This window comes from Thermocrispum municipale DSM 44069 (genome assembly GCF_000427825.1).
Lineage (GTDB): Bacteria > Actinomycetota > Actinomycetes > Mycobacteriales > Pseudonocardiaceae > Thermocrispum > Thermocrispum municipale.
Genome location: NZ_KE386593.1, coordinates 615780 through 638803, shown reverse-complemented (window position 1 = coordinate 638803; position 23024 = coordinate 615780). Strand labels below are relative to the sequence as shown.

At 68.8% G+C, this 23024-nt stretch carries 20 protein-coding genes; 10 read left to right on the top strand and 10 right to left on the bottom strand.

All coding sequences use genetic code 11. From position 1 onward, the window contains the following. Window positions 1-261: 261 nt before the first annotated feature. Window positions 262-1683 carry a M20/M25/M40 family metallo-hydrolase gene (locus YWM_RS0118420; RefSeq protein WP_043661520.1) on the bottom strand — a complete coding sequence of 474 codons (1422 nt, stop codon included), beginning with the start codon at window positions 1681-1683 and terminating at the stop codon, window positions 262-264. Between the two features lie 209 nt (window positions 1684-1892). On the opposite strand from YWM_RS0118420, the gene pdhA reads away from it, so the two are divergent. The 4 genes from pdhA (at window position 1893) to YWM_RS0118400 (ending at window position 6236) form a co-directional block, all read left to right on the top strand. Next, window positions 1893-3098 carry a pyruvate dehydrogenase (acetyl-transferring) E1 component subunit alpha gene (gene pdhA / locus YWM_RS0118415; protein ID WP_028851922.1) on the top strand — a complete coding sequence of 402 codons (1206 nt, stop codon included), beginning with the start codon at window positions 1893-1895 and terminating at the stop codon, window positions 3096-3098. Continuing rightward, window positions 3098-4129: an alpha-ketoacid dehydrogenase subunit beta gene (locus tag YWM_RS0118410; RefSeq protein WP_028851921.1), complete on the top strand. Its 1032-nt coding sequence runs from the start codon at window positions 3098-3100 to the stop codon at window positions 4127-4129. Before pdhA ends, YWM_RS0118410 begins: the two co-directional genes overlap by 1 nt. A 6-nt stretch (window positions 4130-4135) precedes the next feature. After that, entirely contained in the window at window positions 4136-5536 is a 1401-nt protein-coding gene (locus tag YWM_RS0118405; protein ID WP_028851920.1) for a dihydrolipoamide acetyltransferase family protein, read from the top strand. A 244-nt stretch (window positions 5537-5780) separates the two neighbouring features. Then, a complete protein-coding gene (locus YWM_RS0118400) occupies window positions 5781-6236 on the top strand; it encodes an FxsA family protein (RefSeq protein ID WP_028851919.1) in 456 nt (151 codons plus the stop codon). Here the strand turns inward: YWM_RS0118400 and YWM_RS0118395 are convergent. Beyond that, entirely contained in the window at window positions 6223-6882 is a 660-nt protein-coding gene (locus YWM_RS0118395; protein ID WP_245566089.1) for an SCP2 sterol-binding domain-containing protein, read from the bottom strand. The two genes, YWM_RS0118400 and YWM_RS0118395, sit on opposite strands and share 14 nt — an antisense overlap. Further along, window positions 6879-7385, bottom strand: coding sequence for an SCP2 sterol-binding domain-containing protein (locus YWM_RS0118390; protein WP_084612511.1), 507 nt, complete (start codon window positions 7383-7385; stop codon window positions 6879-6881). The genes YWM_RS0118395 and YWM_RS0118390 overlap by 4 nt, the downstream gene beginning before the upstream one ends. Window positions 7386-7452: 67 nt before the next feature. On the opposite strand from YWM_RS0118390, the gene YWM_RS0118385 reads away from it, so the two are divergent. Beyond that, the gene (locus YWM_RS0118385; RefSeq protein WP_028851916.1) at window positions 7453-8118 is read left to right on the top strand and encodes a TetR/AcrR family transcriptional regulator; all 666 of its coding nucleotides are present in this window, start codon (window positions 7453-7455) and stop codon (window positions 8116-8118) included. A gap of 109 nt (window positions 8119-8227) precedes the next feature. On the opposite strand, the gene YWM_RS0118380 is transcribed toward YWM_RS0118385, so the two are convergent. Next, window positions 8228-9097: a MaoC/PaaZ C-terminal domain-containing protein gene (locus YWM_RS0118380; RefSeq protein ID WP_028851915.1), complete on the bottom strand. Its 870-nt coding sequence runs from the start codon at window positions 9095-9097 to the stop codon at window positions 8228-8230. A gap of 2 nt (window positions 9098-9099) precedes the next feature. Then, window positions 9100-10455: a 3-oxoacyl-ACP reductase gene (locus YWM_RS0118375; RefSeq protein ID WP_028851914.1), complete on the bottom strand. Its 1356-nt coding sequence runs from the start codon at window positions 10453-10455 to the stop codon at window positions 9100-9102. 111 nt (window positions 10456-10566) lie between these two features. Between YWM_RS0118375 and YWM_RS0118370 the strand changes: the two genes are divergently transcribed. The 5 genes from YWM_RS0118370 to YWM_RS0118350 all read left to right on the top strand — a co-directional run bounded on the left by YWM_RS0118370 (window position 10567) and on the right by YWM_RS0118350 (window position 16627). Next, complete coding sequence (locus YWM_RS0118370) at window positions 10567-11892, top strand: acetyl-CoA C-acetyltransferase (protein ID WP_052345105.1); 1326 nt, start codon at window positions 10567-10569, stop codon at window positions 11890-11892. A gap of 152 nt (window positions 11893-12044) precedes the next feature. Continuing rightward, window positions 12045-13046 (top strand): daunorubicin resistance protein DrrA family ABC transporter ATP-binding protein, encoded by a 1002-nt coding sequence (locus tag YWM_RS0118365; protein WP_028851912.1) that lies wholly within the window; start codon window positions 12045-12047, stop codon window positions 13044-13046. Beyond that, a complete protein-coding gene (locus YWM_RS0118360) occupies window positions 13043-13879 on the top strand; it encodes an ABC transporter permease (RefSeq protein WP_052345104.1) in 837 nt (278 codons plus the stop codon). The genes YWM_RS0118365 and YWM_RS0118360 overlap by 4 nt, the downstream gene beginning before the upstream one ends. Before the next feature lie 148 nt (window positions 13880-14027). Further along, the gene (locus tag YWM_RS0118355; protein WP_028851910.1) at window positions 14028-14801 is read left to right on the top strand and encodes a MerR family transcriptional regulator; all 774 of its coding nucleotides are present in this window, start codon (window positions 14028-14030) and stop codon (window positions 14799-14801) included. A 629-nt stretch (window positions 14802-15430) separates the two neighbouring features. After that, a complete protein-coding gene (locus YWM_RS0118350; protein WP_028851909.1) occupies window positions 15431-16627 on the top strand; it encodes an ATP-binding protein in 1197 nt (398 codons plus the stop codon). Window positions 16628-16929: 302 nt separating this feature from the next. On the opposite strand, the gene YWM_RS26295 is transcribed toward YWM_RS0118350, so the two are convergent. From YWM_RS26295 to YWM_RS0118325, 5 genes are all read right to left on the bottom strand, one after another. Further along, window positions 16930-17097, bottom strand: a complete 168-nt coding sequence (locus YWM_RS26295) for a hypothetical protein (RefSeq protein ID WP_156914832.1) — start codon at window positions 17095-17097, stop codon at window positions 16930-16932. Window positions 17098-17370: 273 nt separating this feature from the next. Continuing rightward, a complete protein-coding gene (locus YWM_RS0118340) occupies window positions 17371-19194 on the bottom strand; it encodes a phosphoenolpyruvate carboxykinase (GTP) (RefSeq protein ID WP_028851908.1) in 1824 nt (607 codons plus the stop codon). A gap of 709 nt (window positions 19195-19903) precedes the next feature. Beyond that, window positions 19904-20626, bottom strand: coding sequence for a DUF6802 family protein (locus YWM_RS0118335; RefSeq protein ID WP_028851907.1), 723 nt, complete (start codon window positions 20624-20626; stop codon window positions 19904-19906). 88 nt (window positions 20627-20714) lie between these two features. Next, the gene (locus YWM_RS0118330; RefSeq protein ID WP_028851906.1) at window positions 20715-22583 is read right to left on the bottom strand and encodes a dynamin family protein; all 1869 of its coding nucleotides are present in this window, start codon (window positions 22581-22583) and stop codon (window positions 20715-20717) included. Continuing rightward, a complete protein-coding gene (locus tag YWM_RS0118325) occupies window positions 22580-22999 on the bottom strand; it encodes a nucleotide exchange factor GrpE (RefSeq protein WP_169721015.1) in 420 nt (139 codons plus the stop codon). Before YWM_RS0118325 ends, YWM_RS0118330 begins: the two co-directional genes overlap by 4 nt. Window positions 23000-23024: the final 25 nt, after the last annotated feature.

Below are 23024 nucleotides of genomic sequence, written 5' to 3'. Positions count from 1 at the left end.
ACCGACCGTGGGCTTGCCTGGAGTCGTCACCGGAGCGAACCACCCGCACCGGGGACATCGGCGACCGCGCCGCAGGTGACCCGCCGGAACAGGCCCGCGCCGGCAACCACACCCCGGATGACCAGGGAACAGGCCTCGCCCCGGCGACCGCGCCGCAGGTGACCCGCCCGAACAGGCCCGGCCGGCAGCCACGCCTCAAGTGACCAGCCGGAACAGGCCCCGCCCCGGCGGCCAAGCCGCCGCCGGTGCGAGTCACCCGGGTCAGCCGCGGGCGTGCGCGTCCAGCAGCGCGGCGACCGCGGCCGTGACCCGCTCGGCTTGCGCCAGGTTCAGCCACTCGTCCGGCACGTGTGCGTTGGAGTCCGGTCCGAGTGCGCCGGTGACCAGGAACTGGGCCTGCGGGTACTTCTCGCCGAGCAGCCCCATGAACGGGATCGAGCCGCCCAGGCCGACCGCACCGTAGGGCGCACCGAAGATCTCGTCACCGACCCGCTGCAGCCCGCGGTCCAGCCACGGCGCCAGGTCCGGCGCGTTCCATCCGTCGGCGTGCTCGACACCGGACAACGTGACCTGCGCGCCGTACGGCACGTCGGTGGTCAGCGCCCGCTGCACCGCCTCCAGCGCGGCCTTCGAGTCCGCCGTCGGCGGCAGCCGGAAACTCAACGCCAGCGTGCTCGACTCCCGCAGCACGTTGCCCGCGTTCTCCGGCTCCGGGAACCCGGACGCCCCGATCACCGACAACGTCGGCCGCCACGCCACGTTGAGCAGCAGCTCGGCCTCGTCGTCGGTCACCGGTTGCACACCGTCGGCGAACGGGAACGACGACCGGATCGCTCCGGCAGGCGTTGCGGCCGCGGCCTGGCGCGCCTCCTGCTCCCGGTTGGCCGGGATGTCCACGTGGAACTCCGGCAGCAGGACCTCGCCGGTCTGCGCGTTCTCGATGCGGTCGAGCAGCTGACGCAGCACGCGGAACGACGACGGCACCGCACCGCTGGCCATCCCGCTGTGCTGGGCCACGTCGAGCACTCGCACGGTGACCCGCACCTGCGCCAACCCGCGCAGGCTGGTGGTCAGCCACAGCCGCTGGTAGTCGTTGCCCCCGGAGTCCAGGCACACCACGAAGCTGACATCGCCCAGGAAGTCGGACAGGTGCTCCAGGTACGCGGGCAGGTCCGGGCTGCCGGACTCCTCGCCCGTCTCCAGCAGCAACACCGCTCGTGCGTGCTCGCCGCCGGACTCCCGAACGGCCCGCAGCGCCGCAGCAGCCGCATACCCGGAGTAGCCGTCGTCCGCCGCGCCGCGGCCGTAGAGCTTGCCGTCCCGCACCACCGGGGTCCACGGCCCCAGGCCCTCGGACCACCCGCCGACCGGCGGCTGCTTGTCCAAGTGGCCGTAGAGCAGCACCGTGCCGCGATCGGCCGCACCCGCGGTGGCCGGGACATCCAGCAACAGCACCGGCGTGCGCCCGGGCAGCCGCACCACCTGGGTCTTCCCGAGCCCCTGCGCGTCCAGCCACTGCCGCACATGGTTCACCGCGGCGTCGAGATACCCCGTCTTCTCCCAGTTCTCGTCGAACGCGGGGGACAACGCGGGTATCTCCACCAAACCGGACAGGTTTTCGAGGATGTCGTCGTTCCACTGCCGCCGAACGGCCGATTGCACAGCGTTGATGTCCACGGCCATGATCCTGCCATCGGACGCCCGTGGCGAGCACGTCCCGACATAAGGACTGCCACATCGGCCCCGGTTCATGCCAGGATGTCTGGCATACCCGTCAACGCCGACGGCAGTTGAGACTCCGAACCGGAAGCCTGCTCGCCGTTGAACAACGTCGTCGCGCCCGTCACAAGCGAGCGCGAGGAAGCGCAAAAGGAGAAGCCGACATGTCCGACATGTCGTCCGCCGAACAGTGGACACACCCCGAAGAGGGCGATCTGCCACCCGCAACGGCGGCGAAGCCGACCAAGGACCAAGTGATCGCCGGGTTGCGGGCAACATCGGAAGGCGGCGCGGACCTCACGCAGCTGCTGACGCCCGAAGGCGAGCGCGTCCCGTCCCAGATCTTCGACCCGTACGTGGCCGACATCGATTTCGAAGCGCTGCGTGGCCTGTACAAGGACATGGTCATCGTGCGCCGCGCGGACCGGGAAGCGAACGCGATGCAGCGCCAGGGCCAGCTGGGCATCTGGGTCCCGCTGCTCGGCCAGGAAGCGGCGCAGATCGGTTCCGGTCGCGCGCTGCGGCCCAACGACATGGCCTTCCCCAGCTACCGCGAGCACGGCGTCGGCTACGCCCGCGGCGTCAGCTTCAAGGAAATGCTCGGGCTGTTCCGCTGCACGTCGATGGGTGAGTGGGACTACCAGGCCCACGGCTTCCACCCGTACACCATCGTGATCGGCAACCAGGTGCTCAACGCCACCGGTTACGCGATGGGCCAGAAGTTCGACGGCAAGGTGGGCGACGACGACGGCGAAGCCACCATCGTGTACTTCGGCGACGGCGCGACCAGCCAGGGTGACGTGCACGAAGGCTTCGTGTGGGCGGCGGTCTACGACGCCCCGGTGGTCTTCTTCTGCCAGAACAACCAGTGGGCCATCTCCGAGCCGACCGAGCGCCAGTCGCGTCTGCCGCTGTACCAGCGGGCGCGCGGCTACGGCTTCCCCGGCATCCGGGTGGACGGCAACGACGTGCTCGGCTGCCTGGCGGTCACCCGCTGGGCGCTGGAGGCGTGCCGGCACGGCAACGGGCCGGTGCTGATCGAGGCCTTCACCTACCGCATGGACGCGCACACCACCACCGACGACCCGACCCGCTACCGGCTGTCGGACGAGGTGGAGACGTGGAAGCTGAAGGACCCGATCGAGCGGGTCCGGGTCTACCTCACCCGCAACGGGGGAGCGGACGCGTCGTTCTTCGAACAAGTCGAGGCAGAGGCCGACGAGTTCGCCGCCGACCTGCGCGAATTCGTCTTCACCATGGAGGACCCGCCGCCGGAGCGGATCTTCGACAACGTCTACGCCGAGCCATCGGCGGCGCTGGACAAGCAGCGCGAGGAGTTCCTCGCCTACCTCGGCGGCTTCGAAGGAGGCGTGCACTGATGTCGGCAACCACCCAGCCCAACGTGGACGTACCCGCCTCGTCGACGGTGCAGAACCTCACCATCGGCAAGGCCATCAACCTCGGCCTGCGGGCCGCCATGGAGAAGGACAGCAAGGTCGTCGTGATGGGCGAGGACGTCGGCAAGCTCGGCGGCGTCTTCCGTATCACCGACGGGTTGCAGAAGGACTTCGGTGAGCAGCGCGTGCTGGACACTCCGCTGGCCGAGTCCGGGATCATCGGCACCGCGGTCGGCCTGGCCGTGCGCGGCTTCCGCCCGGTGTGCGAGATCCAGTTCGAGGGGTTCATCTTCCCCGGCTTCGACCAGATCAACAGCCAGGTCGCCAAGTTGCACGCGCGGACCCAGGGCCGGATCAAGGTCCCGATGGTCATCCGGGTGCCCTACGGCGGCGGGATCGGCGCGGTGGAGCACCACTCCGAGTCCCCGGAGTCCTACTTCGCGCACCTGGCCGGCGTGAAGGCGGTGACCCCGTCGAACCCGGTCGACGCGTACTGGATGATCCAGCAGGCGATCTTCTCGGACGACCCGATCCTGGTGTTCGAGCCGAAGAAGCTCTACCACATGGGCACGCTCAAGGCCCCGGTCGACACCGCGGCCGAGCCGATGCCGTTGTTCGCGTCGAAGGTGCTGCGCACCGGCACGGCGGCCACGCTGGTCGGCTACGGCCCGACGGTGAAGCTGTGCCTCGAGGTGGCCGAGGCCGCCGCCGAGGAGGGCAACGAGCTGGAGGTCATCGACCTGCGCGCGTTGTCCCCGATGGACCTGGACCCGGTGTTCGAGTCGGTGCGCAAGACGGGCAGGCTGATCGCGGTCAGCGAGGCGCCGTCGGAGGCGTCGCTGACGTCCGAGATCGCGGCCAGGGTGCAGCAGGAGTGCTTCTACTCGCTGGAGGCGCCGGTGCTGCGGGTGACCGCGTTCGACACCCCGTACCCGCCGTCCAAGCTGGAGGAGCACTACCTGCCGGACCTGGACCGGGTGCTGGACGCCGTCGACCGTTCGCTGGAGTGGTGAGCGCCGATGCCTGAGTACAAGCAGTTCCCGCTTGCCGACACCGCGGAAGGCCTGACCGAGGCGGAGATCCTCGACTGGAAGGTCAAGCCGGGTGACGAGGTCCAGGTCAACCAGATCGTGGTGGAGGTCGAGACCGCGAAAGCGGCCGTCGAGCTGCCGATCCCGTGGTCGGGTGTGATCACCGAGCTGCACGTCGAGCCGGGACAGGTGGTCGAGGTCGGCACCAACCTGCTCACCATCGACGTCGACCCGGCGGGCACCGGCTCCGGCGCGGCCGCCGAGGCATCGGCCAACGGGTCGAGCCAGCAGGCGGCGGAAGAAGAGATGAAGCCGCTGGTGGGTTCCGGCGCCAAGGAAACCAGCAGCAAGCGCAGGCGGCGCAAGAAGACCGCAGGCGCCGGCGCAACCACCGCGACGGACGCTGCGGCTACCGCGACGGACGCTGCTCCTTCGCGCCCCCAGGAGGCGACGACAGCGGCTCCGGCTGCGGCCTCCGCGAGCGGCACCCTGCCGGTTCCGCAGGCGCAGTACGTGCCGCTGGCCAAGCCACCGGTTCGCAAGCTGGCCAAGGACCTGGGCATCGATCTGCGCACGATCGTGCCGAGCAGCGGTGACGTCATCACCCGCGACGACGTCCAGCGGGCGGCCGCCGGGGCGAAGACGGCCGAGGCTCCGGCCGGCGTGAACGGCACCCCGGTGTCGGTCGGTGCGCGCGAGCGGCGGGTACCGATCAAGGGCGTGCGACGGATGACCGCGGAGGCCATGGTGTCGTCGGCGTTCACCGCGCCGCACGTCACCGAGTTCCTCACGGTCGACGTCACGCCGATGATGCAGCTGCGCGAGCGGCTGAAGAAGCACCCGTCGTTCGCCGGCGTGAAGCTGACCCCGCTGGCTTTCGCCGCGAAGGCGATGTGCATGGCGGTCAAGCGCACGCCGGACGTCAACGCCACGTGGGACGAGGAAGCGGGCGAGATCGTCTACAAGGACTACGTGCACCTCGGGGTCGCCGCGGCGACGCCGCGGGGGCTGGTGGTCCCGAAGATCCGCGACGCGGACTCGATGTCGCTGGTGGAGCTGGCGAAGGCGCTGGAAGAGCTGACCACCACCGCGCGGGACGGCAAGACCCCGCCGGAGGACATGGTCAACGGCACCATCACCATCACCAACGTCGGCGTGTTCGGGGTGGACACCGGCACCCCGATCATCAACCCCGGCGAGTCGGCCATCCTCGCGTTCGGCGCGATCCGCGAGATGCCGTGGGTGGTGGACGGCGAGCTCGCCGTTCGCCAGGTGTGCCAGCTGGCGCTGAGCTTCGACCACCGCATCGTCGACGGCCAGCAGGGCTCGCAGTTCCTGGCCGACGTCGGCGCGCTGCTCAGTGACCCGGCGATGGCCATGACGTTCTGATCAGCGGTTTTTCAGTCGGCGGCCTCCCGTGCGGTCTTCGCGACCGGCGGGAGGCCGTTGTTGCGTCGGCCGGCCGAGCTGCGTCGGCGGCACCATCGCCTCTCTGGCCGGCATTTCCGCTGTCGCCCGACGGGGCGACCGGACGCCCGGCTGCGGACAGATCCACTCGGCGACTTGAAGGCCACGAGCCGGTCCCGACTGTCCCCTTGGGAACGCAAGCCGACTCGACTACGTTGTTCGGGATATGGCCGTAGGAATCCTGCTGTACCTCGTCGTCGAAGTGGCCGCCATCTGGGCGGTCGCCTCACTCGTCGGCGCGCTGTGGACGATCGTCCTGCTCGTCGGCGGCGCCCTCCTGGGCTCGTGGCTGGCCCGGCGCGAGGGCGGCAAGGCCATGCGCGCGGTCATGGCGGCGGCGCGCGACGGCCGCTCCGGGCATCAGGAAGTCACCGACGGCATGCTGGTCGCGCTCGGCGGAGTGCTGATCTTCCTGCCCGGCTTCGTCACCGACGTCCTCGGCCTGCTGGTGATGGTGCCGCCGACCCGCACGGTGATCCGCAAGGCCTGGCTGCGGCGACTGGAGCGGAAAGTGCACGTGCGCAGCCATCGAACCGTGGTGATCGACGGCGAGGTCGTCGAGCCGTCGCAGCCGCGGCCACGCACCGAACCGGACGACCAGCCCCGCATCATCGAGGGCTGACGCCCGGCTTCGGAATGTCGAAGTAGCCCAGGAATCGCGCCGCGACGGCGTAGTCACCTCGCACCTTCACGCGCCCGGTGACCAGCAACGACAGCGCCCGCGAGTTGCCGGATGTCGCCATTCGCAGGAAGTCGTCGACCGTCGTCGTGATCGACACGTCCGGCGAAAGCCCCAGGTCCTGGGCCGTCTCGCAGGAACCTTCGACGATGTGCGTCTGATAGCGCGACGGCTCGCCGTCGCCGCTGGTCAACGTCCAATCGATCACCGCGTCGACATGCCGCGTCTTGTCCACCACCAGGTGTTGCGCCATCCGGTCGAACAGTTCGGACAGCAGGAACTCCCGCAGCTCGGCGTGGTCCGCCAGCGCGCGGAGCTGCTCGCGCGACGCGCGGGCGATGAGGTCGACCAGCGACTGCGTGCTCATTCCGGACACGCTGACGCCCGCGCCCGACTCGTCGAGCATGCGCACCGTGTCCAGCACCTGTACGAACTGCTCGTCGGTGAGCCTGGACACCTCGAGCGCGGTGGCCAACGCGTCGAGTTCTCTGCCGGACGCGACCTCACCGGTCTCCCGCTCGACGTCAGCCCGCAGGCGTCGACGCCAACGCCGCAGCAACGCGGCCCACCACCGCCGCAGGACGTTCACTTCGGCAGATCGAAGTAGCCGATGAGCCCGGCGGCGAACCCCAGGTCACCCTTGACCTTGATCTTGCCAGTGACGTACAGCTCCGCGGGCGTCGTCTGCCTGCTGATCAGCCGTACGAAATCCGCGGGCGACACCGTGATCGTCACCCGCGGGCGATCGCTCATCTGTCGCGACACGGTGCACTTGCCGTCCGCCAGCGTGCACTCGTACCGGTCGTATCCGCCTTCGCCGCGGCCGCCGGTGAGCCGCCAGCGGACCACCGCGTGCAGGTCGCGAACTTTGTCCGCCCGCACATGTGAGCTCATGCGGCGGAAGATCTCCGCCAGCAGTCGCTCACGTAGGGTTTCGTCGGCGAATGCCGCATCGAGCTGCTCACGCGGCGCGGAGTTGACCATGCCGACCAGCGTGCTCGCGTCGACATCGGTCAGGTCGGTACCGGCGACACGCTCGGCCAACTCCAGCCCGTCGTGGTGGTCCACGGCCACCTCCTCGTTGCTCGACATGCGACTCGCCAGACTAACCTACTCGCGAGTAGATTGGCGGGCAAGCCGCGCCCGCACGGAGGTGCCAGTGACCGAGAACGAGCGCAAGCGACGCGTGCGCCGCCTCCCCCGCGAGGTGCGAGAGCGCCAGATCACCGACGCCGCGGTGGAGGTGTTCTCTCGGCACGGCTTCCACAACGCGTCGATGGACGAGGTCGCCGAGGTCGCAGGCGTGTCCAAGCCGATGGTGTACGCCTACCTCGGCTCGAAGGAGGAGCTGTTCGCCGCGTGCATCCAGCGCGAGGCGCAGCGGCTGCTGCAGGCGATCGCCGAAGGCGTTCGCGGCGACGTCGAACCGGACATGCAGCTGTGGACCGGACTGCGCTCGTTCTTCCACTTCGTGGGCCAGAACCGCAGCTCGTGGACGGTGTTGCACCGGCAGGCGTTGTCCGTCGGCGGCGAATTCGCCGAGGAGATCTCGCAGATGCGTGCTCGCTCCATCGAGCTGGTCGCCGCACTGGTGGTGGCGTCCGGCACCCGCAAGGGCGTCGGGGCCCAGGCGGAGAAGTCCGGTGAAGCCCTGGCCGCCGCCCTGGTCGGCGCTGCCGAATCACTGGCCGACTGGTGGCTGGACCACCCGGACATCAGCGACGACGTGCTGGCGTCCTGGCTGATGAACCTGGTCTGGCTCGGCTTCGGCGACCTGGTGGAGGGCGAGGCCTGGTCCCCGAAGGACCTGACCCCGCCCGCCTGACCACCGCGCGGTGATCCTGCCCTCTGGCTACCGCACGGTGATCCTGTCCTGCCTGGCTACAGCGCCGTGATCCTGCCTGGCTACCGCGCGGTGATCCTGTCCTGCCTGACTACCGCGCGGTGATCCTGCCCTGCAGGTACGGCTTGGGCTTGCGGGCGTCCCACAGCTCGAAGGCGAACCCGTCCTCGACCTGCCACGACGTGAACGCCGCCTTCGCCGGGAGCAGCACCGGCAGCTTGAACCGCACGTCGAGCTCGAACGCGTCGGGCAGCCTGCCTTCGAACGCCGCCAGGCTGTGCGCCTTGGTCCACATGCCGTGCGCGATCGCCTTCGGGAAGCCGAGCAGCTTGGCCGTGGCCGGGTACAGGTGGATCGGGTTCCGGTCCCCGGAGACCGCGGCGTAGCGGCGGCCGATGTCGGCCGGGATGCGCCAGATCGCCTTCGGCGCGGGCGGCGCCAGCTGGGTCTCCTTCTTGCCGTCCGACTTCTTGCCGCTGCGCCGCAGGTACGTCGACACGTCCCGCCACACCGGTTCGTCCTCGCCGTGCACGACGACCTCGGAGATGAAGTCGAACTGCTGCCCCTTGTCGTGCGGGCGCAGGTTCTCCACCCACACCCGCAGCGCGAACGCCTCGTCGACCCGCACCGGCCTGCGCTGGGTGATCACGTTGCGCAGGTGCACCAGCCCGACCAACGGGAACGGGAACGCCGGGTCCGTCATCAGCTGGACCTGCAGCGGGAACGCGAGGATGTGCGGGTAGGTGGCGGGCAGCTCGTTGCTCAGCCGGAAGCCGCACACCTCGTTGTAGGCCGCCAGGTGGCCGGGGTCGACGACCACCTCCGGCCGCTCGAGCACGGTGCCCGGCAGCGTCGTGCCGCGCGGCTTGCCCTGGCCGGGCAGCACGCTGGAGACCACCGACTTGGTGAGCATCGCCGACAGCTTCGGCGGGGTGTCGACTCGCACGGTGTCGCCAACCATGGTCAGGCTCCAATCAGCGCTTGGCCGCACACCCGCACGATGTTGCCGTTCACGGCGGCGGACGCGGGGTTGGCGAAGTACGCGATGGTCTCGGCGACGTCGATCGGCTGACCGCCCTGGGCCAGGCTGGCCAGGCGGCGCGCAGGCTCGCGGATCATCACCGGGATCGCGGCCGTCATCTGCGTCTCGATGAAGCCCGGCGCCACCGCGTTGAACGTGTGCCCACGCTCGGCCAGCTGCGGCGCGGTGTCGTCGACCATCCCGATGACGCCCGCCTTGGATGTGCCGTAGTTGGTCTGGCCGAGGTTGCCCGCGATGCCCGCCACCGAGGAGACACCGACGAACCGCGCGCCCTCACCGAGCACGTCGGAGGCCAGCAGCGCGTCGTTGATCGCCAGCTGGGACAGCAGGTTGACCGACAGCACCGAGTCCCATCGGGACTCGTCCATGTTGACCAGCTTCTTGTCCCGCGTGATGCCCGCGTTGTGCACCACGATGTCGAGCTTGCCGAAGCGCTCGGTGAAGTGGTCGACCAGCACCTTGCCCGCGTCGTCGGCGGTGACGTCCAACTGCAGCGCGCTACCGCCGATCTTGTTGGCCACCGCGGACAGGTCGGCCCCCTGCGCCGGGATGTCCAGCACCACCACCTGGGCGCCGTCCCTGGCCAGCGTCTCGGCGATCGCCGCGCCGATGCCGCGCGAAGCGCCGGTGACCAGGGCGACCTTGCCGTCCAGCGGCTTGTCCCAGTCGGCCGGGGCGGTCACCTTCGCGTTCTCCGTGCCCGCCGCGCCGATCCGGATCACCTGGCCGTCGACGAACGCCGACTTGGCGCTGAGCAGGAAGCGGATGGTCGACTCGGTGGCGTGCTCGCTGCCCGGTGCGACGTACACCAGCTGCGAGGTCGAGCCCTTGATCAGCTCCTTGCCCAGCGAGCGGGTGAAGCCTTCCAACGCGCGTTGCGCGATGCGCTCGCGGCCCGACACCAGCTCGGGCGGGGTGCCGAGAACCACGGTGCGGCCGCATGCCCCCAGCGAACGCAGGCGCGCCTTGAAGAACGCGTACACCTCGCGCAGCTGGGCCGGGTCGGTGATGCCGGAGGCGTCGAAGACCAGCGCGCCGTACTTGGTGCCCTCGGCGCGGTCCGCCTCGTCGCGCACGTCGATGCCCGCCGCGGCGATCTGCTCGGTGACCACCTTGGCCAGCCGGCCACCCGGCGCGCTGCCGACAACTGCGGGACCGGTGAGGGGAGGTTGCCCGGGCTGGTAGCGCCGCAACGGAGCAGGCTGGGGGAGCCCGAGCCGAGGGGCGAGCCACTTGCCCACCGGGGATTGGGTGAACCGCTGATATTTGTCAGCCATGACGTGCTGCCTCCTGGGTGGTTTCCCGACTGGCGTGCCGTATCGCACAGCCTAACCTACTCGCGGGTAGGTTACGATCGCTACCACGAGGACGAGACGCAGGGAGCGACAATGGCCACATCGAGCAAGGCGTCAAGCAAGACCGGCGGCTCCGGCGCCAGCCGCAGGACGATCCGCAAGGTCGCCGTCGTCGGCGCGAACCGGATCCCGTTCGCCCGCTCCAACGGCCCGTACGCGACGGCGTCCAACCAGGACATGCTCACCGCCGCGCTGAACGGCTTGGTCGGCCGGTTCGGGCTGGCGGGCGAGCGGATCGGCGAGTTCGCCGCCGGCGCGGTGCTGAAGCACTCCAGGGACTTCAACCTGGCCCGCGAGACCGTGCTGGGCAGCGCGTTGTCTCCGGAGACGCCGGCATCGGACGTGCAGATGGCGTGCGGCACCGGGCTGCAGGCCATCATCAACGTGGCGAACAAGATCGCGCTCGGCCAGATCGACTCGGCCATCGCGGGCGGCGTGGACACCACGTCGGACGCCCCGCTGGCGGTCAACGACGACCTGCGCAGGCTGCTGATCCAGCTGAACTCGGCCAAGACGCCCGCGCAGCGGCTGAAGCTGCTGGCCAAGCTGCGGCCGGGGCACATCGTGCCGGACATTCCGCGTAACGCCGAGCCGCGCACCGGCCTGTCCATGGGCGAGCACGCCGCGCTGACCGCGAAGGCGTGGGGCATCACACGCGAAGAGCAGGACGAGCTCACGGTGGCCTCGCACCGCAACCTGGCGGCCGCCTACGAGCGCGGCTTCTACGACGATCTGCTCACGCCGTTCTTGAAGCTGACCCGCGACCAGAATCTGCGTCCGGACTCGTCGGTGGAGAAGCTGGCCAAGCTCAAGCCGGTCTTCGGCGGCGAGGACGGCACGATGACCGCGGGCAACTCCACGCCGCTGAGCGACGGCGCGTCGGTGGTCCTGCTGGCCACGCCGGAGTGGGCGAAGGAGCGCAGGCTGCCGGTACTGGCGTACCTGACGTTCTGCGAGACGGCCGCGGTCGACTACGTGCACGGGGACGAGGGCCTGCTGATGGCGCCCGCGTACGCGGTGCCGCGGATGCTGGCCCGGGCCGGGCTCAGCCTGCAGGACTTCGACTTCTACGAGATCCACGAGGCGTTCGCCTCCCAGGTACTGGCCACGCTCAAGGCGTGGGAGGACCCCGGCTTCGCCAAGGAGAAGCTCGGCCTGGACGAGCCGCTGGGCAGCATCGACCGCAGCAAGCTGAACGTCAACGGCGGATCGCTGGCCGCGGGGCACCCGTTCGCGGCCACCGGCGGCCGGATCGTCGGCACGCTGGCCAAGGCGCTCGCCGAGCGGGGTTCCGGCCGCGGCCTGATCTCGATCTGCGCGGCGGGCGGCCAAGGAGTGACGGCCATCCTGGAAAGGTAGTTCCCCAGACCCCATCCCCCGGGTGATCGGCGGCGCGAACAGGCCCGTTCGCGCCGCCGATGCTCGTCACTGAGAAATCTCAGGGTTGCACGGCTGTAGTTCAGGGAGAAAACCGGACGACAAGGGACATCTCGGTCCGTACTTTCTCTCGCATGGCTACTGGCGAATCCGAAATTGCGGTACGGGCGGAAGGCCTGGTCAAGTCTTTCGGATCAACGAAGGCGCTCGACGGCGTCGACCTGGAGATCCCGAGGGGCCAAGTGCTCGGCCTGCTCGGTCCGAACGGGGCAGGCAAGACCACGACCGTCCGCATCCTGACGACATTGCTGCGACCCGACGCCGGCCGGGCGTACGTCGCGGGCCACGACGTGCTCGGACAGCCGGCGGAGGTCCGCCGGTCGATCAGCCTCTCCGGTCAGTACGCGGCGGTCGACGAACACCTCACCGGCGCGGAAAACCTCTACATGGTCGGCAGGCTGTACGGCATGAGCCGGGCGGACGCGCGGGCACGCGCCCGTGAGCTGCTGGCCCGGTTCCGGCTGACCGACGACAGCGACCGTCCGGCGAAGGGTTACTCGGGCGGTATGCGCCGCAGGCTGGACCTGGCCGGGGCACTGGTCGCCAAGCCCGCGGTCGTGGCGCTCGACGAACCCACCACCGGGCTCGACCCGCGCAGCCGGATGGACATGTGGGAGGTCATCGGCGAGCTGGTCGAGGACGGCACGACGGTGCTGTTGACCACGCAGTACCTGGAGGAGGCCGACCAGCTGGCGGACACCATCATGGTGATCGACCACGGCAAGGTGATCGCCCGTGGCACCGCCGATCAGCTGAAGGCCCAGGTCGGCGGCGAGCGACTCGAGTTGGTGCTGGCCGAGCCGACCGACCTGCCGCTGGCACAGCAGGTGCTGGCCGACGTCGGCTCCGGCGAACCGCAGATCGACACCCACACGCGCCGCGCCGAGGTGCTGGTGGACACCGGCACGAAGGCGCTGATCGAGGCGCTGCGCAGGCTGGACCAGCACAGCGTCGTGGTCAACGACGTGGCGCTGCACCGGCCGACTCTCGACGACGTGTTCCTGGCGCTCACCGGGCGCGCGGCCGAGGAGCCCGCCCAGGAGAGCTCGAAGAGCAAGAAGAAGGTGAAGGCATGACGACGCTGGCAACGGCTCCGCAAGGCGGCTTCGGCGGAGCGCTGGCTCGTACGCTCAGCGACGGCGGCACGATCACGTGGCGGAACTTGATGAACATCCGCCGGAACCCCGAGCTGCTGCTGAGCGCCACGGTGCAGCCGATCATGTTCGTGCTGCTGTTCGCCTACGTCTTCGGCGGCAGCATCGGCGACGATCCGGTGGCGTACCGGGACTTCCTGATGGGCGGCATCTTCGTCCAGACCGTGGCGTTCAACTCCGCGTTCACGGTCATCGGGATGGCCAACGACCTGCAGAAGGGCATCATCGACCGGTTCCGTTCGCTGCCCATGTCCAATTCGGCCGTGCTGCTCGGTCGCACGCTGTCCGACCTGGCGGTGACGACGCTCGGCCTCCTGGTGATGTCGTTGTGCGGCTTGCTCATCGGCTGGCGCATCCGCGGCAGCGTCACTGACGCAGTACTGGCGTATCTGATGCTGTTGCTGTTCGCGTTCGCCATGGCTTGGGTCGGCTCGCTGATCGCGCTGATCTCCGGCAGCGTCGAGGTGGCACAGAGCGCGGGCTTCATCTGGATCTTCCCGGTGACGTTCATCTCGACGGTGTTCGTGGCGGCCGACCGGTTGCCCGGCCCGCTGCAGGTGTTCGCGGAGTGGAACCCGATCAGCGCGCTGTCCGACTCGGTGCGGTCGCTGTTCGGCAACCACCAACTGTTGCCTCCGACGGACGCGTGGCCACAGCAGAACCCGACGCTGTACGCGTTGATCAGCTGTGTGGTGCTGATCGCGGTGTTCATGCCGCTGGCGGTGAGCAAGTACCGCAAGGTCGCCGCGAAGTAGGTGACGGTAGGTCAATCTGGCCCTCTCTAGTGATTTCGCTAGAGAGGGCCAGATTTCGTGATGACTACGGCGGATCACTCGAACATTGGGCTTGACCTTGACGTTACGTCAACTTCTACCGTGGTTGTCGTAACGAAAGGAGGGATCGATGACCGTCGCGCGAGCCAAGTCCGAATGGTCGATCCACCAGATCGCCAAGGCGGCGGGCACCACCAGCCGCGCGCTTCGCCACTACGACGAGCGCGAACTGTTGAAGCCGAGCCGGGTGGGCAGCAACGGCTACCGGTACTACGACCAGGAGTCGTTGGTGCGATTGCAGCGCATCCTGCTGCTGCGCGACCTCGGCCTCGGATTGGACGCCATCGCCGAGGTACTGGACGGCGAAGCGGACTCGCGTACCGCGTTGCGGGCACACCTGGACTGGCTGAAAGCCGAGCAGGCCCGCCTGGCCAGGCAAATCGCGTCGGTCAGCCGAACCCTCGACGCACTGGAGAAAGGGGAGCCCATCATGGCGAACGAAGCGTTCGACGGCTTCGACCACACGCAGTACAAGGACGAAGTCATCGAACGATGGGGCAAGGAGTCATACGAACGAAGTGACCGGTGGTGGCGTTCGCTCGACGACGCGGGCAAGCGCGAGTTCATGCGGACCCAGGAATCCATCGCGGTCGACTACGCTCGCGCCTACCAGGCCGGGGAGGACCCGGCGGGCGAGGTGGCGCAGGCGATCACGCAGCGGCACTACGAGTGGATCACGACCGCGTGGGGCGACAAGAGGCCATCAGCGGAACAGTTCGCCGGCCTGGGTCAGATGTACGTCGACGACCCTCGCTTCACGCAGAACTACGACAAGCACGGCGATGGCACGGCCGCGTTCATCCGGGACGCGATGAAGGCCTACGCCGAGGCGAACCTGGCATGAGTCCGGGGCCGGGGCTGCAGACCCGGCCACGGGCTTATGCCTGTTCGTAGCGGACTCTTCCGGACTATTGGCGGCGAGCTAGACGGCCCCATAAGGGCCGACACAACCCGGATTCTCCCGACACATAGCGCTCTATCGTCCGCGCGCTAGAGAGCCCAATAATTCGCAACAAGTCCCCGCAGCACGCCTTCTCCCATCGCCATTCGGCGGCCGCTCCGCACGCACAGCATGCCCTGGCCCCGTCGGTTTCCAGCGGACGTTTGCGCGCCCAGCGTGGCTATTCCGTCGCTACCCGGCGGACGTTCGCGCCCAGCACACCTTCACCTCGTCACAATCCAGTGGACGTTCGCGCCCAGCACACCTTCACCCCGTCGCTTCCAACGGACGTTCGCGCACCGCCTCTCGACCTCTGCGTCTCCGCTTCTATTGCGGATCATTCGGCGAACCCAAGATTTCGTTAGACGAGGCCAGAGACCGCAATCCGGATCGCGCGATCCACCCGCCGTCGCGCAGCAACCCGCGATCCGCGCCGACACCGCGACCACCCCCACCTCATTTCACCCGACACGCCTAGCGTCGTATGCCGCAATATCGAACCTGGGCTAGAGATCCGGATACCGTTCTATGGCATGGACCCGGTACGCAATCCGTTCGCCCCCGGCGCCGGACAACGACCCCCGGAGCTCGCCGGCCGGGAACGTGAGCTGCAGGCCTTCGAGGTCGTGCTGGAACGCGTGGCGCGCGGCCGCCCGGAACGCAGCCTGGTACTCACCGGCCTGCGCGGCGTCGGCAAGACCGTGCTGCTCGGCGAACTGCGTTCGATGGCGATGCGTCGCGGCTGGGGCACCGGCAAGATCGAGGCCCGCCCGGAGTCGGAATTGCGCAGACCCCTGTCGGCCGCCCTGCACCGCGCGATCCGCGATCTCGCCGTACGACACCGCGCGCCGGACCGCGTCGACGAAGTGCTCGGCGTGCTCAAGGCATTCGCGCTGCGCGCCAGCAAGCCCGACGCCAAACTCCGTGACCGCTGGCAGCCGGGCATCGACGTGCCCGCGGCGAGCGGCCGAGCGGATTCCGGGGACATCGAGATCGACCTGGTGGAATTGTTCACCGACGTCGCCGAGCTTGCCGCGGACGTCGGGACCGGCGTCGCCCTGCTCATCGACGAGATGCAGGACCTGCAGCCACAGGACGTCTCCGCCTTGTGCGCAGCCTGCCACGAGCTGTCGCAGTCCGGCGCGCCGCTCGTCGTCGTGGGCGCCGGCCTGCCGCATCTGCCGACCGTGTTGTCCGCGTCGAAGTCGTACTCCGAGCGGCTGTTCCGCTACACCCGCATCGACCGCTTGGAACGCGGCGACGCCGACCGTGCGGTGCTGGCACCGATCGAGCGCGAGGACGCGGGCATCAAGCCGGAGGCCCTGGACGCACTGTTCGAGGCCTCGGGTGGCTACCCGTACTTCATCCAGGCCTACGCGAAGGCGGCATGGGATGCCGCGCCGACCGACCCGATCGCGGCCGAGGACGTCCGGGTCTCCGCCCCGGAGGCGGAGGCCGAGCTGGCCGTCGGATTCTTCGGTTCACGCTACGAGCGAGCAACCCCGGCAGAGCGGGAGTACCTGCTGGCGATGGCGGAGCTGACCAACGGCCGCGACGAGGCCGCGCGCAGCGCCGATGTCGCGGTCTTCCTCGGCCGCAAACCCTCCTCGCTGTCGCCCGCCAGGGACAGCCTGATGAAAAAGGGACTCGTCTACTCCGCCGAGCGCGGCCGAATCGCGTTCACCGTGCCGCATTTCGGCCAGTACCTGCTGAACCGGCCGGATGACTGATTGCGCCTGCGTTCAGCCCCGCACGGGCCATTAACAGGAAAAATTGGACAAAATGGCATTATTCGGGCACGCCAATACGCTAGGTTGAGTGATTCAGACCACACTCCGGCAAATGTGTAACACGCTGAACGTGGGCATCGATAGCCCAGGTGACCCCGTGATGCTGGCGGACCCCCGACCTGGCAGCACCACGGGGTTTTCCAATGCCTCTTTCAAGCCCCGGGGCCGCAGGCGGGACGCCTGCGGCCCCGGTTTTTCGTCAGTCCGGACGCCTACCCCCAACCATCGGCGCCGACGACGAGTCAGCCGTCGCTTCGCGGGCCGCTCGTCGCATACGTCTGGTCGATCCGGTCGTCGTCCGCGGAGCCGTCCGGGCCCGAACCCCCGGTGTCACCATCCCCGAACTCGACGAGGAGTACGACGACGAGGACAAGGAGGGCGAGCGCCAACATCGCCATGTGCGCAAGCATCTCGCCTCACCTTCTTTCTGCGGATCCACCCGGCAGTGTTGCCGGTCACACATTTCGACGAGGCAAACGGTGCACCGGTTGCAATCGATCCGGCATGATCTGGTAACTGGCGGCAGTAATCCACCGAACGGAGCATTGACTCCACAGGTTATCCACAAGCCCATCCACATCTGGGGGTAACTATCCGCGACCTGCGCACAACCGTGGGTGCTTTCCTCACACAGCAAAAGGCCCGGGAGCGACTTACACTCCCGGGCCTTTGCGTTGCCGGTGTCAGCCGAGCCGCTGCTTGAGCGCCGCCAGCTCGTCCCGCAGCGACGAGGGCAGCTTGTCGCCGATCTTGGCGAACCACTCCTCGATCAGCGGGATCTCGGCCTTCCACTCCTCGGGGTCGACCTTCAACGCCGCCTCGATGTCCTCACGCGGCTCGTCCAGGCCCTCGAGGTCCAGGTCGTCCGCGCTGGGCACCCAACCGATCGGGGTCTCGTTCGCGGCCGCCTTGCCCTCGATCCGCTCGATCGCCCACTTCAGCACGCGCGAGTTCTCGCCGAAGCCCGGCCACAGGAAGCGGCCGTCCTCACCGCGACGGAACCAGTTCACGTAGAAGATCCGCGGCAGCTTGCTCGCGTCCGCCTTCTTACCGGTGTCCAACCAGTGCTGGAAGTAGTCACCGACGTGGTAGCCGAGGAACGGCAGCATGGCCATCGGGTCGCGCCGCACCTCGCCGACCTTGCCCGCCGCCGCGGCGGTCTTCTCCGACGACAGCGTGGCGCCCAGGAAGGTGCCGTGCTGCCAGTCGCGCGCCTCGGTGACCAGCGGAACGGTGGTCTTCCGCCGCCCGCCGAAGAAGATCGCCGAGATCGGCACACCCTTCGGGTCGTCCCACTCCGGCGCCAGGATCGGGCACTGCGACATCGGGGTGCAGTACCGCGAGTTCGGGTGCGCGGCGGGCTCGTCCGAGTCGGGCGTCCAGTCCTCGCCCTTCCACGACGTGGCGTGCGCGGGCTCGTTCTCCATGCCTTCCCACCACACGTCGCCGTCGTCGGTCAGCGCGACGTTGGTGAACACCGAGTTGCCCTTGTCGATGGTGTCCATCGCGTGCGGGTTGGTCTTGCGGTTGGTGCCCGGCGCCACGCCGAAGAAGCCGGCCTCCGGGTTGACCGCGTACAGCCGGCCGTCCTCACCGAAGCGCATCCACGCGATGTCGTCACCCAGCGTCTGCACTCGCCATCCCGGGATGGTGGGCCGCAGCATCGCCAGGTTCGTCTTGCCGCACGCGCTCGGGAACGCCGCGGCGATGTAGTAGACCTTGTCCTCCGGGCTGATCAGCTTGAGGATCAGCATGTGCTCGGCCAGCCAACCCTCGTCGCGGGCGATCACCGAGGCGATGCGCAGCGAGTAGCACTTCTTGCCGAGCAGCGCGTTGCCGCCGTAGCCGGAGCCGTAGCTCCAGATCGCCCGCTCCTCGGGGAAGTGCACGATGTACTTGGTCTCGTTGCACGGCCACGGCACGTCCTTCTGGCCGGGCTCCAGCGGCGCGCCGACGGAGTGCAGCGCGGGCACGAACTCGCGCTCGGTGCCGTCAGGGGCGATGAACTTGTCCAGCGCGGCCTGGCCCATCCGGGTCATGATGCGCATCGAGGCCACCACGTACTCGGAGTCGGTGATCTCGATGCCGAGCTTCGGGTCGTCCGAGCCGAGCGGACCCATGCAGAACGGGATGACGTACATCGTGCGGCCCCGCATCGAGCCCCGGAACAGCTCGGTCAGGGTCGCCTTCATCTCGTCCGGGTGCATCCAGTTGTTGGTGGGCCCGGCGTCCTCTTCGCGCTGCGAGCAGATGAACGTGCGTTCCTCGACCCGAGCGACGTCGTTGGGATCGGAGGCCGCCCAGTAGGAGTTGGGCTTGGACTTCAACGGCACGAACGTGCCTGCGTCGACGAGTTTCTGGTTGATGCGCGCCGACTCCTCTTCGGAACCGTCGACCCACACCACTCGGTCCGGCGTGGTCAGCTCAGCGACTTCCCGCACCCACGCAAGCACCTTGCTGTGCGTCGTCGGTGCGGCGTCCAGTCCAGGGATGGCTACAGCGGTCATCTGTTCGTTACTCCTGACTCCGACCGAGGCGACCGGCGCACGAAGCGCGGACCCCTCGGCGTGGGCTCGCGTTTGCCGGTGACCGAAAAACTCAAACCGCTGACGGCGACGCTGCCGCCAGCGGCTTCGAAGTGGGGTTGCTTCGAGAGTAACCGCGCGTCGCGCGCAGACGAGAGGGCTGACCTGTCGGTTCTCTCACAAGAACGATCAGGGAATCGATTCAGTTAGGTCGAAAGGCCTCCATTCGTGGAGGATTTTCGGTGCCGTCGTACCCGAATCCGGGCAAGGAGACCGGCGCTCGCGCGGGCGCCGGAGCGGGTTCGGGCGGGCGATGCGGGTTCGCGGGTTGGCGTCGGCGGGGTGCAGCGGGTACGGGCTGCCGGGGCGGCGCGGCCCAGCGAGTGCGGCGAGCCGCGCGGCCGATCAGCGACTGCGGCCACCGCGTGGCCGCTCAACGAGTGCGACCGGCCGCACGGCCGCTCAACGAATCCAGCCAGCCGCACGGCCATCAACGAATCCGGCCGGCCGCGCGGCCCATCAACGAATCCGGCCGGCCGCGCGGCCCATCAACGAATCCGACCAGCCGCACGCCCCAGCAACGAATCCAGCCAGCCGCACGCCCCATCGGCGGCGGGCGATCAGCCGCACCCCCACGCACGACAAAGCCCGGCACGGTCGGACCGTGCCGGGCCTGCGCACGCTCGTTGCGTCAGTTCATGTTCACCCACAAGCCGGTGCTGGCGTCGATCTTCACCACACCCTCGGTGAAGCTGCTGCCCGAGTCGGCGCCTGCGGGCGCCCCGCCCGGTGCGCTCTCCACACCTTCGACCTGCTTCCACTGCCCGTCGCCCTGGTGCTCCAGCGCTTGCGTGCTGCCGTCCGGGCCGACGACCACCACGTAGTCCGCCTCGCCGTCGTTGTTCACGTCGGTGAAGTAGTACGTGTTGCCGTCCTGGTCCTCGCTCACCGCGGTGTCGTTGACCCCGTCGGAGTTCGTGTCCAGCGTCGGCGCGCCCACCTCGACCTCGCCGCTGGGCAGCTCGGCCTTCATGACGCCGCCGCCCGCCGTGGACGTGTCCGTCGGCGTGGGCTCCGGGGCCGGCGCCGGGTCGCCGCCGCCCGGCTCGTCACCCGGCGGCAGGGACGGGTCGACCGCCACCCATTCGCCGCTCGCCTGGTCGAACCTCGCCTCGGCGACGATCTCACCGGTCTCGCTGATCTCCGCGTACTCGTCGGCGACCTTGTCCCCGTCGGTGTCGGCGTAGATGCTCTTGGTGCCGTCGGCGTTGTTGACGACCGAGGCGTCGGTGACCCCGTCCTGGTCGAGGTCGACGTTCATCTCGGTGGAGTACTCCGTGCCGTCGACGGTGACCGAAAGCTCCTCGTTGCTGGTCACGGTCGGTTCGCTGCCGCCAGTCTCATCGACGTACATAGCTCTCCATCCCCTTTGGTACCGGCACAGTCCGCCCGCTCGGTGTCAACGCCAGATGTGACTCACGTTAGGCCGGTTCGGTTCCCGGTCACAACCGGCTTCCGCCACCCAGGCGGGCCCGCACCTTCGTCAACATCTCCTCGGCCTGCGCGCGTGCCTGGTCCACCGTGGCCAATTTCTTACCGACCGCGCCCAGCTTCTTGGACTTCTCCACCGCGGTCATTTTCAACGTTTCGTCGACCTTCTGCAGCTCGGTCTCGATGGCCTCGACCCGTTTGGTCAGCGCCTCCTCCAACGCCATGTGCAGCTGGTGCTCGGCCTCGATCAGCTGCTCCTGCACCAGCTGATCCATCGTGGAACGAGCGTCGGCGATGGCGTCGGTGAGCCACGTCTTGACGTGTTGCTTGTTCGCCGCGTGCTTGCGCGTGCGGCCGATCCACCACCCGGCGCCGAGCCCGACGGCCAACACGGGCGCGGCGACCAGGCCCGCGGTGGCCAGCGTCATCGCCCCGCCGGTGGCCAACGTCAACCCCATGCTGCTGGCGCCGATACCCATGTAAGCGCCCATGCCGATCATCAGCTTGTCCTCGGCGGTGGACGGCTTGCGATCCGGCGGCCGGATGATGACGTGCGGCTGACCGGTGCGCGCGAGCTGCGCCCGGAACTGCTGCAGCTCCTCCGGGTTGAACAACTCGGCGAGCGCGTTGTCCGCCACTTCGTTCAGCCGCTGCGACAGCAACGCGGTCAACCGGGACGACACCACCTGCAGCGCCGAGTCGACCTCGGCGGGCAGCTGTTCCAGCTGGTCCTTGTCGGCGGCGTCGATCTGGTGACGGAACCACGTCTGCACGTCCCGCATCTGCCGCGCGACCTCGTGGTTGAGGTCGACCCGGGCGTGCTGCACCTCGCTGCGCAGCTTCAACACCCACCCGCGGGTGGACGACTTGCGTTCGGCGTTCAGCTCGTCGCGGCGGGCGCGCAGCGCGTCGGCCTCGGACTCGGACGAGTTCAGCGTCCGGCGCTCGGCCTGCAGCTTGGCTTCCTGCTCGTCGAACGCGGTGATCAGGGTGCGCATGGTGTTCGCACCGCTGAGCAGCTCGGCCTTGCCGATCAGCTGCTGCTGGATCACCGTCTGCAGTGCGATGACCCCGGACTTCTCCCGCAGCATCGCCGCGGCCTGCTCGTTGGGCGCCTTGCTCGCCATCTCGAACAAGCGGGCCGACACCGGGTGGAATTCGGCGTCGGCGAAACGCGGCGCGTGTTCGGCCAGCAGTTCCCGGTTGGCGTCCCGGATCTGCTCCCACCCACGGAAGACGTCCACCTTCGACAGCGCGAACAACACGGTCTCCACGCTGTCACTCATCTTGTCGAGGAAGTGCAGCTCGCTGGAGGTCAGCGGCGCAGACGCGTCCACGACGAACAACAACGCGGTGGCCGAGGCAGCCGCCTCCAACGCCAACTCCCCGTGCTGCGAATCCAGCCCGCCGACGCCCGGGGTGTCCACCACACAGATGCGCTCCAGCAACGGGCACGGCCCGGCGACCTCGACGTACCGCGGCGGCACCTGGCCCGCGGGCAGCTCGTGCGCGGCCGAGGTCCACATCGGCAGCTCGGAAACCTCGAACGGCACCGGCTGCCGCCCCGGGTAGCAGGCCTGGGCCCGCCACTGCTCGGCGTGGTCGAACACCAGGTACGTCGCGGTCGCCACGTCCGCATCCACCGGAGACAGCCCCGGCGACGCGAGCAGCGCGTTGATCAGCGAACTCTTGCCGCGCTTGGTCTCCCCGACCACCACGACCGACGGCTTGGTCTCCTGCCTGCGCCGCGCGTCGGTGACCCAGCCCGCCGCTTCGGGGTCGACCTCCTTGAGCGTGCCGAGCAGGCTGTCGGTGGTCTTGCGCAGCACATCCGGCAGCGCGTCGGCGACCTTGGCGGCGAAGAAATTCGGAACCGTCATCCAGCGTCCCCCGACTTGCAGGAGTACACCGTGACGATCGGGGCACGCAGCAGCTCGTCGCCGTCGCGGAAGCCCACCAGCTCGGTCTCGGCGACCGTGCCGTCCAGCTCCGGATCGGTGGTCGCCACCGTGCCTCCCGCCTCGTGCAGCGACGGGTCGAACTTCTCGCCGTCCGGCCGCAGGGCCTGCACGCCGACGCCGGCCAACCCCTCTTCCAGGCGCTCGACGACGCCGCCGCTGCGCGCCCGGTCCAGCGCGTACAGGCAGAGCTTGATGAGCGTGGCCCGCTCCGCACGCAGCCGGGTGAGCTCGTCGTCGGCCGGCTTGATGTCGTTGTCGGCGATCACTTGCGCGGCGATCTGGCCGGTCGGGCTGTCATCCGCTGCGACGTCGTGCGCCACGCCGGGCTCGGCCACCCGCGCGGCATGCTCGTCCACCTCG

Excerpts from the sequence above, each read along its gene's own strand:
- YWM_RS0118340 (WP_028851908.1), bottom strand. The coding sequence starts at position 19,194 with ATGACCGCTGTAGCCATCCCTGGACTGGACGCCGCACCGACGACGCAC.
- YWM_RS0118355 (WP_028851910.1), top strand. The coding sequence starts at position 14,028 with ATGACCGTCGCGCGAGCCAAGTCCGAATGGTCGATCCACCAGATCGCC.
- YWM_RS0118350 (WP_028851909.1), top strand. The coding sequence starts at position 15,431 with ATGGACCCGGTACGCAATCCGTTCGCCCCCGGCGCCGGACAACGACCC.
- YWM_RS26295 (WP_156914832.1), bottom strand. The coding sequence starts at position 17,097 with ATGCTTGCGCACATGGCGATGTTGGCGCTCGCCCTCCTTGTCCTCGTC.
- YWM_RS0118400 (WP_028851919.1), top strand. The coding sequence starts at position 5,781 with ATGGCCGTAGGAATCCTGCTGTACCTCGTCGTCGAAGTGGCCGCCATC.
- pdhA (WP_028851922.1), top strand. The coding sequence starts at position 1,893 with ATGTCGTCCGCCGAACAGTGGACACACCCCGAAGAGGGCGATCTGCCA.
- YWM_RS0118370 (WP_052345105.1), top strand. The coding sequence starts at position 10,567 with ATGGCCACATCGAGCAAGGCGTCAAGCAAGACCGGCGGCTCCGGCGCC.
- YWM_RS0118410 (WP_028851921.1), top strand. The coding sequence starts at position 3,098 with ATGTCGGCAACCACCCAGCCCAACGTGGACGTACCCGCCTCGTCGACG.
- YWM_RS0118375 (WP_028851914.1), bottom strand. The coding sequence starts at position 10,455 with ATGGCTGACAAATATCAGCGGTTCACCCAATCCCCGGTGGGCAAGTGG.
- YWM_RS0118365 (WP_028851912.1), top strand. The coding sequence starts at position 12,045 with ATGGCTACTGGCGAATCCGAAATTGCGGTACGGGCGGAAGGCCTGGTC.
- YWM_RS0118330 (WP_028851906.1), bottom strand. The coding sequence starts at position 22,583 with ATGACGGTTCCGAATTTCTTCGCCGCCAAGGTCGCCGACGCGCTGCCG.
- YWM_RS0118390 (WP_084612511.1), bottom strand. The coding sequence starts at position 7,385 with ATGTCGAGCAACGAGGAGGTGGCCGTGGACCACCACGACGGGCTGGAG.
- YWM_RS0118360 (WP_052345104.1), top strand. The coding sequence starts at position 13,043 with ATGACGACGCTGGCAACGGCTCCGCAAGGCGGCTTCGGCGGAGCGCTG.
- YWM_RS0118380 (WP_028851915.1), bottom strand. The coding sequence starts at position 9,097 with ATGGTTGGCGACACCGTGCGAGTCGACACCCCGCCGAAGCTGTCGGCG.
- YWM_RS0118335 (WP_028851907.1), bottom strand. The coding sequence starts at position 20,626 with ATGTACGTCGATGAGACTGGCGGCAGCGAACCGACCGTGACCAGCAAC.
- YWM_RS0118420 (WP_043661520.1), bottom strand. The coding sequence starts at position 1,683 with ATGGCCGTGGACATCAACGCTGTGCAATCGGCCGTTCGGCGGCAGTGG.
- YWM_RS0118405 (WP_028851920.1), top strand. The coding sequence starts at position 4,136 with ATGCCTGAGTACAAGCAGTTCCCGCTTGCCGACACCGCGGAAGGCCTG.